The 12157-nt window shown below is 59.5% G+C and carries 11 protein-coding genes; 4 read left to right on the plus strand and 7 right to left on the minus strand.

Going from position 1 to position 12157, the window contains the following annotated elements:
- Positions 1-3: 3 nt before the first annotated feature.
- The 6 genes from ACPYOJ_RS20405 to ACPYOJ_RS20430 form a co-directional block, all read right to left on the minus strand.
- Positions 4-717, minus strand: coding sequence for a cysteine hydrolase family protein (locus ACPYOJ_RS20405; protein WP_481417871.1), 714 nt, complete (start codon positions 715-717; stop codon positions 4-6).
- A gap of 83 nt (positions 718-800) precedes the next feature.
- Positions 801-923 (minus strand): hypothetical protein, encoded by a 123-nt coding sequence (locus tag ACPYOJ_RS20410; RefSeq protein ID WP_481417872.1) that lies wholly within the window; start codon positions 921-923, stop codon positions 801-803.
- Between the two features lie 12 nt (positions 924-935).
- Positions 936-2285 carry an amidase gene (locus ACPYOJ_RS20415; RefSeq protein ID WP_481417873.1) on the minus strand — a complete coding sequence of 450 codons (1350 nt, stop codon included), beginning with the start codon at positions 2283-2285 and terminating at the stop codon, positions 936-938.
- Positions 2285-3514, minus strand: coding sequence for an FAD-dependent oxidoreductase (locus ACPYOJ_RS20420; RefSeq protein ID WP_481417874.1), 1230 nt, complete (start codon positions 3512-3514; stop codon positions 2285-2287). The genes ACPYOJ_RS20415 and ACPYOJ_RS20420 overlap by 1 nt, the downstream gene beginning before the upstream one ends.
- Positions 3511-4242 (minus strand): GntR family transcriptional regulator, encoded by a 732-nt coding sequence (locus ACPYOJ_RS20425; RefSeq protein ID WP_481417875.1) that lies wholly within the window; start codon positions 4240-4242, stop codon positions 3511-3513. Before ACPYOJ_RS20425 ends, ACPYOJ_RS20420 begins: the two co-directional genes overlap by 4 nt.
- Complete coding sequence (locus ACPYOJ_RS20430; protein ID WP_481417876.1) at positions 4242-4937, minus strand: DUF2848 domain-containing protein; 696 nt, start codon at positions 4935-4937, stop codon at positions 4242-4244. The genes ACPYOJ_RS20425 and ACPYOJ_RS20430 overlap by 1 nt, the downstream gene beginning before the upstream one ends.
- A gap of 319 nt (positions 4938-5256) precedes the next feature.
- Here ACPYOJ_RS20430 and ACPYOJ_RS20435 point away from each other — a divergent pair, with 319 nt between their 5' ends.
- The 3 genes from ACPYOJ_RS20435 to ACPYOJ_RS20445 all read left to right on the plus strand — a co-directional run bounded on the left by ACPYOJ_RS20435 (position 5257) and on the right by ACPYOJ_RS20445 (position 8249).
- Positions 5257-5733 carry a MarR family winged helix-turn-helix transcriptional regulator gene (locus ACPYOJ_RS20435; protein ID WP_481417877.1) on the plus strand — a complete coding sequence of 159 codons (477 nt, stop codon included), beginning with the start codon at positions 5257-5259 and terminating at the stop codon, positions 5731-5733.
- A gap of 43 nt (positions 5734-5776) precedes the next feature.
- Complete coding sequence (locus ACPYOJ_RS20440) at positions 5777-7081, plus strand: hypothetical protein (protein WP_481417878.1); 1305 nt, start codon at positions 5777-5779, stop codon at positions 7079-7081.
- Between the two features lie 181 nt (positions 7082-7262).
- Positions 7263-8249 (plus strand): ABC transporter substrate-binding protein, encoded by a 987-nt coding sequence (locus tag ACPYOJ_RS20445; RefSeq protein ID WP_481417879.1) that lies wholly within the window; start codon positions 7263-7265, stop codon positions 8247-8249.
- A gap of 1201 nt (positions 8250-9450) precedes the next feature.
- Here the strand turns inward: ACPYOJ_RS20445 and ACPYOJ_RS20450 are convergent.
- On the minus strand, positions 9451-10521 hold the full coding sequence (locus tag ACPYOJ_RS20450) for a Bug family tripartite tricarboxylate transporter substrate binding protein (RefSeq protein WP_481417880.1): 1071 nt from the start codon (positions 10519-10521) through the stop codon (positions 9451-9453).
- Positions 10522-10705: 184 nt separating this feature from the next.
- On the opposite strand from ACPYOJ_RS20450, the gene ACPYOJ_RS20455 reads away from it, so the two are divergent.
- Positions 10706-12157, plus strand: a 1452-nt coding sequence (locus ACPYOJ_RS20455) for a tripartite tricarboxylate transporter permease (protein ID WP_481417881.1), incomplete at its 3' end; no start/stop codon positions are given.

Raw genomic sequence — 12157 nt, forward strand, 5'->3', positions numbered from 1 at the left:
GGATCAGGCGGCGTCCCCCACGCTCTTCATGTCCGAAAGATGCGCGATGATCTCGTCGACATGCATGACGTCGGCGTATTTGTGGTGCATATCGAACAGGTTGACCTTGTGAGTGAGCGGTGCCCGGTCGAAGGTGCATTCTTCAGCGACCGTCACATGCAGTCCGGAGGAAAAGGCCTCGATCACGCTGGCGCGCACGCAACCCGACGTCGCCTCGCCGCAGACAATCACGCTGCGGACCCCGAGCAGGTTCAGATGCGAGAGCAGCGGCGTGCTCTGGAACATGCTGGCACGCTGCTTGCGGATCACCACATCGGTCGGTAGCACCTCGAATTCGTGATAGATGTCATAGTCGCCGGGCATGACCGGATGCTGGGTACGCTTGGTCGACACCGTGTTCGGCGGCTTGCTGTGCGCGGCAATGTCCTTGGTGCAGAAGAAGACCGGGAGCCCGGCCCGACGCGCGGCGGCGAGCAGGTGCTTCGTCGGTTCGATCGCCTGATGGGCATATATGCCGCAGCTGTTCGGGTATTGCTTTTCCAGCTCGTAAGGGGAGCCCGGACCACCCTTGTAGACGATATTGTAGTGATCGATCATCAGGAGCGCCGGATGCGGGCCGACGAAGGTCTCCCGGCGATAGGTCGCGTAGAGCTCGATATCCTCCGGAGGAATGACGTCCTTCCAGCAGTGATCTTCGAATTTGTCGATGGACGCCATGCTGATTTCCTATTCCGCTATCGATCACATCCGCCCTTCGCCGCGCGTCGCGGCCGGTAAGGCGTACCGCCCGTATTCCGCGGTCAGCGTGGCACAGGCTCGTTCATGGCAACGATCTCCCGGGGATCGAGATAGCCGCGCTCCGGCCCACCGGACGGCGCATATTTGTTCGGGGAAGCAGGAATGGGCGACGGTTTTTCGGACATGATGCGACGTCTCTAGTTGAGATGATTTGAAAGCCAGGCGGCGAGGGAAAAGAGGTTCTCGTCGGCACCGGCAAATCCGATAATCTGCAGGCCGAGCGGCAGCTTTCCCATCCGCAGCAAAGGCAATGACAATGCCGGCACGCCGAGCAGCGAGGCCGGAACGGCGAAGGTGGCGTCGCCCGTCGAGGCGAGGCCGAGCGGCGCGACATCCGGCGCCGACAGCGTGATGGCGGCATCGTAATGTCCGGCAAGCACGGCATGGACACTCCGCGCGGCATCGCGCTCGGCAAGCGCCCTGCCGTAATCTTCCTGGGACATGGCTTCCGCCTGCCTCAGTCTGGTTTGCATCACGGGGCTCAGCTTGGCGAAATCGCGGTCCCGATATGTATTGAGCGGCCAGCGCGACTCCCAGGCGTTGATCCGCCGGCTGAGTTCCTGTGCGTGCTCGATTGCACTTTCCAGCTCAGCGAGCTGCGGATCGCTTTCGGCATCGGCGATATCCAGTCCGACGAGGGCCAGCCGATCACAGGCGCGAGAAAAGGCATCGATCGCCTCCTGCGGTGCGGATGGCCAGCCGGCCGTGCGCACCAGGGCAAGCCGGGCGGGACGCTGCATCTTCGGCAGGGCCATCGGGCCGGACAGGCCCTGGTATCCCGCATCTCCGCCGCAGCGCGCGGCAATTTCGCGGGCCACCTGCCAGGTATCGGCGAGATCCGCGCCCAATACGCCGATCGCGCTCTGGCTCATATAATCGTGGCTGCCGCCGCGATTGAGGGCGTGGACCGTCGGCTTGAAGCCGATGCAGCCACAATAGCCGGCCGGTCGGATAATGGATCCGATGACCTGGGTTCCAAGCGCCGCGCTGAGCATGCCGCAGCCCACCGCAGCAGCAGAACCGCTGCTCGATCCGCCGGGTGTCCGCTCACGGTCGTGAGGATTGCGCGTCTTGCCCGGCTGGGTTGCCGCAAATTCCGTGGTCACCGTCTTGCCGACGATGATTGCACCGGCTTCCCGCAATGCCTTGACGCTAGCCGCATCCCGGTCCGATCGCCAGCCCTCGAACAGAGGCGACCCCATGCCGGTCGGCATGTCGATCGTCTCGATGATATCCTTGATGCCGAGCGGCATCCCGTCGATCGGCGAGATCGCCCTTCCCAACCGCCAGCGATCCGCTGCCGCATCTGCCGTCTGCCGCGCGCCCGCCATATCCAGTTCGACGAAGGCGCCGATATCGGTCTCCCGCTCGTCGATGACGGCCAGGCAGCGTTCCAGAAACGCGCGCGGGGTATCATTTCCCGCGGCGAAAGCCGGAGCGGCCTTGAGATAGGGCCGTGTGCTGGAAGGGGCAGCGGCAACGGACATCAGGCCGCCTCCAGGCTCAGGTTCGCGACCCGGCGCTGGGCCGACAGCATCGAGGCGCGCAGCAGAAACCCGCGTGCCTTGTCAGGATCGGCTGCGACCTGCGACAGCTGGTCAAAATTGCGCTGACGCGTTTCCTCGTCTCGGGCCTCAAGCTGCCGCTTGTTGGCAATCGACTGTTCCTGGACGAATTCGGTGGCAACGGTGCGCCGCTGCAGGCTGTAGAGATCGAGCAACCGATCGTCAGCGCCATTCAGCAAGATAGCGAGTAACTTCTCACAGAGATTGCCAGCATCCTGAAGGCCGCCGTTCAGCCCCATGCCACCGATCGGATTGTTGACGTGCGCTGCGTCGCCAGCAAGCACCACGCGGCCGGACCGGAACGTCGTCGCGACGCGCTGGTGTGTCGTATAGAGATTACGATGGATGATCTCGTAGGGCTGTTCGGACGGGAAGAATTTCTGAAGCCGCGCCTGCACCGCCTCGTCGCTCATCAGCTCGGCTTCCGGCAGCGCCGGATTGGTCGGGAAAACCGCCCGCCACAGGCCGGGCGGTGCGTCTGCTGCGACCTTGAAGCAATTGCACCATTCGTCCGGATCGGCGAAGTAGCTGCGATAGGAGTAGCCGCGATGTTTGAGGAAATCGAATGGCGTCGTAAGAACGATGAACCGTTCGTCCCAGGTAAAGCCTTCGAAGGCGATATTGAATTGCTTGCGTACGATGCTTCGGCCACCATCCGCACCGATCAGATATGATCCTTTGTGCGTGGTGATTCCTTTCGGACCCTTGACGGAAACCTGGACACCGTCCGTCGACTGCTCGACCGAGAGCACTTCGTGCTCGAACAGAACCTCGACATTGGCAAGCTGCGTCACGCGCTCGAGCAGCAGCTTCGACGTCTTGAATTGTTCGCACTGGATCACGTAAGGGAATTTGGTTTCGCCGACGAGCATGGCATGGTCGAACTCGGCAACGAGACGTCCCGATGGACGATCCCAGAATTGGAAGATGGGCGCGACGAGGCCGACCCTTGCCATGTCCTCGACCAGACCGTCGACGGCAGAGAGAACCTCCAGGGTCGCCGGATGGGTCGTGGCTGCCCGCGGATCACGCTGCAGTGTCGCATTGACATCGAATACCCGCACGCTAACGCCCTGCCGTCCAAGCAGGAGAGCGCAGAACAAGCCGACCGGGCCTCCGCCGGAAATCAATACTTGCGGGTTCGTCGTCATTTCGAGCCTCCTTCATTCCACACCGGCATCGATTGCCCAGGCGCCGCACTTCTTATGATGTTTCGCTGGAAGTCCTCGATATGCAGACGCATCGCCTGTTCGGCGGCATCGGCATCGCGATCGAGAATGGCCGTCAGGATCGCCTGATGCTCTTCGTAAACCTTCTGCAGATGACCCGGCGCATTGAGCGAGATGATCCAGAAGCGCAGTGAGCGGTCGTGCAGACGGCCAAGTTGCTCACCAAGCACATCGTTGCGCGATGCCTGCGCCAAGATGCCGTGAAACTCGCGATCGAGCGCCATCATCATTTCATTGTCACGGGCCGCCATGCCGTCCTTGGAACGCGCAAGCACATCGGCCAATTGATCGATCTCGGTCTGACTGGCTCGCGTTGCGGCGAGCCGCACGCCGTAACATTCGTTGAGCAGGCGCACTTCGATGATCTGCATGACCTCATCGAGGCTGATCGGCTTGACGATGATACCCTTGCGCGGCATCACTTCCACGAGCCCCTCGACCTTCAGGCGGTCGATTGCCTGATGGACAGGTGTGCGGCCGATGCCGAGCGTTGCCGAAACGAGTGCCTCGTTGAGATACTCCCCCGGCTTGTAGGCACAGGTCGTAATCCTCTGCTTGATCATGTCGTAGGCGACATCGCGAAGTGAGCGACGCCCGCCCTCCTCCTCGTCCGTGCCCAGGTTCGGCAATGTCGTGATTTTTGGCGACATCAGCCAGCCACCGGAAGTGTGATGATGTCGTAGGCGTGGCTGATCCTGCGGTCGCGGACCGGATCTTCTATTTCGATCTCGAAGCGGCTCGACGGGCGTATCCCGCCATGCACGGCAAGTGTTCCACCGAACATGAGCGAGCCGTCCTCAAGACCGCCGTCATTCCAGCGACTGAGCAAGCCGTCGGGAGGAAGCATGCCGGCCACCGACCCTTCCTGGTAGACAGCCCGCTGACCATTTTCGTGAATGTAGGAGCGCAGGACGAGCTTGTCCCAGTGCGATGCGACATCTTCATATGCCCAGAATTCCGGGGAGATCGGCTTGTCGCACATCTGCTTCGAGACGGTCACGCTATAGGTTTCGACCTTGCGGTCCGTATGGTCGGAACCGACGCCGACCCACATCCGCCCGTCAACTTTCATCAGCACGAATTCGACTTCGCCGCTGGAATCTTCGCCACTGACCTCGACCGCGTTCTGTGTGGTCAACCGGGTGGAGGCGACCCGATAGAAGACCGGCGTCGAAGCGGGGCGCTTGACGCCCAACTCCTCCAGTTCGGCGATGTGCTTTTCAAGCGCAGCGGTGTCGCGACCGGTCCAGCCGGCGACGATTGCGCTTTGGATATCGATTTCGCTTTGGTTGACCTCAGAGCCGCTGTGCAGAACTGCCGGGAAGGAGAAGATGGGTGGTTTCACTCCGAAGTTCCTCTTAAATTTTTCTTCCATCACAGTGATATTTCACACCGATATCTAAGGACTGGCCGAAAAAATAGTCAAGGCAAAAAAATGGGCAAAGGAGCGAATTTATTAGAGCTGATTTTCGAGGAGAATTTTATCCACGGTAAGCGATTGAAAAAACTATGTATGTTGCACAGGCTCCAAGCCCTCTCCAGCTTCTCCGTCGACTGAATTGACCCGAAATCCTCGTCTGCAGCGCCCGACGCTGTCTTGACAACTATTTTCACAAGATATCATCTCATATGAAACTAATTGGCCAGCGGACATTGGGACCCGGATGAACGCCTTTGAAGAGAAGTTCAATAACGAGGAATTCCTGCTTTATCTGCTGCCATCGGTGGCACGAAAAATGTCCCGTACCTGCGATGCGGTCTACACGAAATTCGGCATGAAGATCACGGAATGGCGCCTTCTCGCGCAGATCAGCAGGTTCGGCAGCATTTCCGCCAAAGAGATCAGCGAACGTATTTCGCTGGATCAGGTGAGCATCAGCCGCGCGGCGCACAGCTGCGTCAAGCGCGGTTTGATAAAAGAGATTCCCGATGCTGATGATCGTCGAAGCAAGAAACTGGCTCTGAGCAAAGACGGCGAATCCTTCATGGACCGGTTTCTCCCGCGCGCCTGTTTGCTCGCCGAAGCGATGGAAAGCGGACTGTCCGCCGAAGAGGTCGCGACGCTGAAAACCCTTCTGAAGAAACTCGACGGGCACCTCAAGACGATGTCGCAGGTCGCGGAGGCGGATGCCGCTGCCTGACGTCCCGGGTCGACCTGTTTTCGAGATTGGGAGTTATACGGATATGATCAACTGGCGGGCGCCACATACCATCAGCCGCGAAGAGCTGGTTTTGACCTCCGAGAAGCTGCTGGCCCGGCCAAGCATGCCGATCGTGGAAACCGAACATATCTTCCGCATCGAGGCGCTTGAGCTCGAATGGGACATCGGCGTCATGTCCTATGCCCCGCTCGACAAAAGCAGAATACCGACCGGCATCGACGGCCGAAAGATCGGTTTTTTTCTGCTTCACGGCGGCGCCGCCGACTTTCGCTTCATGGCACCCCTGGCACGCCTTCTTGCCGGCAAATACGGATATCACGTCGCAAGCATGACCTATCCCGGCCGGCTGAACCTCAACGACCCTTCCCGCGACTGGCCAGGAGATACGATTGCCCCTGACGGATCGGTGCGCCTGCCGATCTGGCTGGCCGGCGAGAATATCTCGCAGGATCAGGTGGAGGTCGTCGAGGACCAGACTTTGCGTGCGCGTTACGGCACGCGCACCAATGCCCGGGCCAGACCGGGAACGCGGTTCTACGATCGGATGGCCGCCTGGCCCGTTGCCTTCGAGCTCGCGATGAAGACGGCCTGCGCCCGCCAGTTTCCGGAGGATCAATATTCGATCTACGTGCACGGCCATTCGACCGGCGGCCCGTTCGCGCACATGTTGACCCAGCGCGTCGGAAACATCGTGGGCGTGGTCGGCATGGAGAACTCGCCCTTCGGTTACATCTACCAGCGGATGCTGGACATCGAATGGCCGGTTCCCTTCAACGACCTCTATATCAGGACCTGGCGCGACATCGCCCGCTATTCCGGTGCGGAGATCTATCATCAGGAGGGCGCGCAGGCGCTGATGCGGCTGCCCTGGCTGATCGAGGACGTCTTCGCAAAATGGGAGAGAGGGAAGACCCAGCCGAATTTCAAGGCGGAATATCCGATCCACTATGCATCCGTTCCGGCACTGACGGCCGCTGCCCGCACCGCAGCGACCCGCCTGAAGCTCGGTGAGGCCGCGACCGACGAGCTTGTCGCACGCTATATCGGCTACACTCGGGAGCTCTCGGGGCCGAAGCCGGTTCCGCCGATCCTTCTCAGCATCGCCAAGTTCAGCCGGGACCATCGTCCCGAGATCTACGAGTCGGTGGTTCTGCCGAGCTTTGCGGACATCAGGCCCGCGCCGCGCGTCGAGCTTAGCCGTTTCGATGCCGGCACGCATGCCTATGAACGTGCGGAAGACGGCCTGCCCTTCGGGCTTGTTCCCGCCATGGTCGAGCTGTGGAAAGAGGCGATCGACGCCGGCTATTTCACGCCGCGACCGCTGTGACATTCGGCGACCGTTCCTGTCTGAGGGAGATCAGGCCAGAACGGAACGTGCTGAGAAGAGACGACGCACCGGCGCGGACATCCAGCCCGACGTCCTCGGGGATATGAAAGGCAATCGTCAATCGGCCCGACCGTCGCCGCAAAAGGGGCGCGGCCTAACCATAAAAAGGGAACGTACAATCATGAATATCAGGCGCAGAATCATCGGAGCTTGCCTCCTCACGTCCGTCCTGCTTTCCAGCGCAACTGCGATGGCACAGCAACTGCCGCAGTGGAAGCACGGTATCACCGCCTCCGATCTCGACTCGGCCTTCACCACGCTGGCGTCGACCCGCGACTTCGCGAAGAAGCAGGGTATCGATATCACATTCGTCAAATTCAACAGCGACGCGATCGCGCTCAAGGCGCTCATCGCCGGCGAGATCGACAGTTACGAAGGCAGCCCGGGCAGTCCGCTAATCGGCATGTCGAAAGGCGTGGACCTGCGGATGGTTGGTTGTTACTGGCCGGGCCTAACCTATGGAATCTACAGCAAGGACAGCATCAAGACGCCTGCCGAACTCAGCGGCAAGACGATCGGCATTTCAGCTCCAAGTTCGTTGCCCGACATACTGACGCGCGTCATCCTTGCCAACAGCAAGGTCGACCCGAGGAGCGTCAATTTTGCCGCGCTCGGCACCGATGCCGCCCGCTTCAATGCGCTTTATGCCGGTTCGGCCGACGCAGTCGCCGCCTCCACATCCTATGTGCCAGTCGTCCAGAAGAGTTACCATCTTCTCGCCTCCGCGCTCGAGGATGCACCCGAATTCCTGCGCCTCTGCACCTATATGACACCGGCTGTTATTCATGACCGCCATGATGCGGCAACCCGCTTCATGGCTGCCGAAATGAATGCGATAAAGTACGGCCTGCAGCATCGCGACGAATTCCTGGATTACGCCCGCAGCGCCGCGAAGCTGCCGGCCGAAGATCCGCGGCCAGCCTACATTTTCGATGAAGCGGTGAAATACAAGGCGATCGATCCTGCGATGACGATCCCCGTGGACCGCGTGAGGTGGCTGAAGGAGCTGCTCGAAAAGACAGGAAGTATCACGGCCGATTTCGACGCCGCAAAGATCGTCGACGACACGGTCCGCCAGGATGCGCTGACACGAGCCGACAGCCACTAGGACGGCGAGCCTCACGCACATAATTCGAACGTCTTTCCGAACACGAATGTGCGTTTTCCATGGAGACGCCCAACCCCGAAAAACCGCCCTACCGGTTTCCGTTACGCTTTACGGCATGCTGGGCGTATCGCAGCCTGGCATGAATTGCGGGAAGGGTTGGGCGTCAAAGTCAATCTTGTCTTGTTCGTGACATGGATCCTTCAAAACGGGTGTGCCGAGAACTTGCTCATCAGGCGGACCTGAACCGAACCTACATTCGGTCTTTAGGGCGCAGCGTTTACCGCCCAACCATTGAAGACGTGGATCGTTTTGCAACCGTTTTGGGAGTTGATGCGGCTGAGTTGGTCAAAAAATCGTGGGTACTAAGCCCCCCGTGCGCGTTGCGAACGCGCGCTGATCTCTATCTGGGTCTATCGCGCGGGCTCCGACTAAGAGAGGGCGCTCTTGAAAGGAGTCGAACCGTGCACCCGAAATTTCGTTTCTGCAGCGTAAGACGAATACGGACGATGCCAGGCTGCGCTATTCCTCCGACAAGGGCTTGCAGAATTACAGGATAACGCCGCTGTTTATCCCATTGACGGAGTATAATGATGGAGACGGGGCCTGGAGAAATCTGTCAATCGACGTCGCCATCGACGACCTTAAGGTCCGACCTTCCGCCTTCGTCAGGTTGATCGCCGGCTGGATAAGATGTGCGAGGCCGTCCAGCGTGAGAAGCTCGAATGAATGCCGAGGAACTCGCCGACCTGGCCACGGCGCAACCGAACAAGATTTTCTTTTCTTTTCGTTGTCCGGCACGACCGATAGGAAACTGTAGCGCCCACAGGCAGCATCTGGCTTCCGCACTTGTCAAAAGAGTCTAGTCCATCATTTATCGGGGGATAGTGAGCTCCGTTTCTTCTGTATCTACTACGAAGAATCCGCCGCGCCATCTGGTGCTTGCGCCCTCGGCTTCGGTGCTCTCACGAACAAGATGGAGGACCGGGTTGCCGAGATCGAAGAATGGCGGGAACTGAGACTCGGAGCGGAACTCCCCAAGGCCTGAATTGCGGGAGCGCGAGCTGGCAACTGGTTTAACACGCGCCCGTTTGAGGTTGGTGGCAAGCTTCGGCTTCACGAGCCGAAGCTTGCCAAGAAGTGACCGATCTCATGATCTAACCCCGCGTGAGCTGCCGATCTATTTGGCGGAGCGAGGTCGAAGTCAGCCGTCTGTTTGCTTCTTGATCCAGTCCTGAAGCCACACGTATGTGCTTTCATCAAACTTCACCGCGCCATGAAGCACATCGGCTGCCTGCTGGCCGAGCGCCTGCGGATAAGGGCCGACGATTTCGTCTGCTTTTTCCTTGTAGTCCGGCTTGGAAAGGTCTTCCACCACTGCCGCCATTGCCTTGTTGTAGGCTTCCACGACATCTGCCGGTGTTCCGGCCGGAAGTGCCAGTGCTTTGGAGGCCATGATATTCAGATTGAACACCGCCTTCCAGGCATCGAAGCCCGGCCCCTCGGGATCTTTTCCCATCAGCGATTTATAGACTTCAACGAATGTCGGAAGATCCGGAACAGTCGGATCGCGGACGATCGTCCCGTGCTCGTCGGCTATTCCGAAGGTGAAGAGCGGGATAGCATTTCCCGCCTGCACGAGTGGCGTTACCTGCGTGGGATAGGCCTGTGTAGAGTCGAAGTTGATGTTGAACTCGCCGCGCTCGAAGGACGGGCGCGCATCACCCCTGTTGATACCATAGATCGGCTTGACGCTCATTCCGAGCAGATCGAGACTGAGGAGGACTCGCATATCGCCGCCCGAAGGATTGTTGGCGCCCATGACGAGCTGCTTTCCTTTCAAGCCCTCAACGTCACCGGCCTTCTTCGCACCGATATCGGGGCGTCCATAGACCACGGTTCCGGCAGGCGAACTGATGATCGGAATCCAGCTATCGAGTTTGTATTTGACGCGCTGATCGCGGAAGACATAGTTCGACGTCACCGAAGCGGCGACGGCGATGAGTGTCATGCCATCAGGCTTGGCTCTTTGTTGGAATTGATTGCTGCCGGCAATCGCCCCTGCACCCTCGATGTTGGTCACGATAACTGTCGGTTTTCCCGGCAGGTTTGCCGAAATGAGCGGCGCCAGGAAACGCGCGTAGAGATCCGTACCGCCGCCTGCTTCATAGGGGACGACGATCTCGACCCTTTTGCCGGAGAAATCGGCCGACAAGGCCGGCATTGCCATCAGCAGACCAGCTGCCACAGCAGAAAAAAGTGATTTCACAACCATCTAAACCCTACCAAGTTTCATATGGTGAAATTGAATTCCAAAATATGGTATGGATCGTAAAATGGAAAGTCAAGCGCCCTTCCGAATTTTTCATCATATGAAATTGTCTTTCATCATTTGTTGACGCCAATCCAATTCGTGCTTAGCGTTCGCGAGGGATAGCTAGCGATCATAGGGGAGGAATATGGCCGTCGTTCTACAGGCTCTTGGTGAGCTGCTCACCTTGCAGCATTTTCTCTACCTCTGGCTCGGTGTGCTGATCGGCCTTGTCGTCGGAATCGTTCCGGGCATGGGAGGTGCCGCCGGCATGGCGCTTCTATTGCCTTTTGTCTACGGCATGGAGCAGGCATCCGCTCTCTCGCTGATGATGGGCATGCTCTCGACAACGGCGACGGGAGATACGTTCCCTTCCATTCTGATGGGAATCCCCGGCGGCTCTTCATCCGCGACGGTGCTGGACGGGTTTCCGCTGGCGCGACAGGGACACGCCGCACGTGCGCTCTCGGCGGCGTTTTCCGCATCTTTGCTGGGAGGTCTGGTCGGCGCCATTGTTCTTACGCTCTGTGTCTTCATTGCCCGACCGCTGATTCTGGGAATCGGCATGGGCGAACAGCTCCTGCTGATCGTTCTGGCACTCAGCATGGTCGGTTCTCTTACGGGCAACAGTCCGCTGAAGGGGCTGGCGGGCTGCGGTATCGGCCTCTTCATCGGCACGATCGGATCGGCGCCCGCGACGGGCGAACTTCGAAATGCTTTTCAGACGACCTATCTCAGCGATGGCGTACCACTGGTCGTTCTGGCGCTCGGCTTTTTCGCCATGCCCGAAATCATCGACCTCATGCGTCAGCGGTCGTCGATCGCGGAAGTCAAGACCCTGGGAAGCGGGTGGCGAGAGGGTATCGCCGATACGCTGAAGGAATGGTGGCTGATGCTTCGCGTCTCGGCGATCGGTTCCGTTATCGGCATCATGCCCGGCGTTGGCGCCTCTACCGCCGACTGGCTGGCCTACGGTCACGTCGTGCAATCCTCACGCGACAAGAGCATGTTCGGCAAGGGTGACATCCGTGGTGTCATTGCGCCGGAGGCCGCAAACCACGCGGTGCGCGGCGGCGATCTCGTTCCGACCCTGTTTCTCGGCATACCGGGTTCCGGTTCGATGGCGCTTTTGCTCGGTGCTTTCGTTCTTATCGGCCTCGAGCCCGGCTTCCAGATGGTTGGACCGCATTTGGATCTGACCTTCGTCATTATCTGGTCGCTCGCGCTTGCCAACGTCTTCGGCGCCGTCATCGCCATCGTGCTTGCCGGTCCGATCGCCAAGGTCACTCTTATCCGCTACGCCTACCTCGCACCGCTGATCATCGTGCTGATGTTCTTCACGGCCTACCAGGCGACCCAGGACTGGGGCGATATCATCACTCTCCTGGTGCTGATGGTGATTGGCCTTTACATGAAGCGCTTCGACTGGCCCCGCCCGGCTCTCGTCGTCGGTTTCGTTCTTTCGCAGGGCCTCGAGGCGAGCAGCTATCAGACGGTGCAGGTCTACGGCCTTCGCTTCATGGAGCGGCCCCAGGCCATGGTCATTGCAGCCCTCGTTGTTGCCTCCGTTGCCGCTAGCGTCTGGAGTGCAGTCCGCAAC

The sequence above is a fragment of the Rhizobium sp. SVR5-9E genome, from assembly GCF_056755095.1.

Coding starts and splice junctions, on each gene's coding strand:
- ACPYOJ_RS20425 (WP_481417875.1), bottom strand. CDS start 4,242: ATGTCGCCAAAAATCACGACATTGCCGAACCTGGGCACGGACGAGGAG.
- ACPYOJ_RS20445 (WP_481417879.1), top strand. CDS start 7,263: ATGAATATCAGGCGCAGAATCATCGGAGCTTGCCTCCTCACGTCCGTC.
- ACPYOJ_RS20405 (WP_481417871.1), bottom strand. CDS start 717: ATGGCGTCCATCGACAAATTCGAAGATCACTGCTGGAAGGACGTCATT.
- ACPYOJ_RS20435 (WP_481417877.1), top strand. CDS start 5,257: ATGAACGCCTTTGAAGAGAAGTTCAATAACGAGGAATTCCTGCTTTAT.
- ACPYOJ_RS20410 (WP_481417872.1), bottom strand. CDS start 923: ATGTCCGAAAAACCGTCGCCCATTCCTGCTTCCCCGAACAAATATGCG.
- ACPYOJ_RS20415 (WP_481417873.1), bottom strand. CDS start 2,285: ATGTCCGTTGCCGCTGCCCCTTCCAGCACACGGCCCTATCTCAAGGCC.
- ACPYOJ_RS20450 (WP_481417880.1), bottom strand. CDS start 10,521: ATGGTTGTGAAATCACTTTTTTCTGCTGTGGCAGCTGGTCTGCTGATG.
- ACPYOJ_RS20440 (WP_481417878.1), top strand. CDS start 5,777: ATGATCAACTGGCGGGCGCCACATACCATCAGCCGCGAAGAGCTGGTT.
- ACPYOJ_RS20420 (WP_481417874.1), bottom strand. CDS start 3,514: ATGACGACGAACCCGCAAGTATTGATTTCCGGCGGAGGCCCGGTCGGC.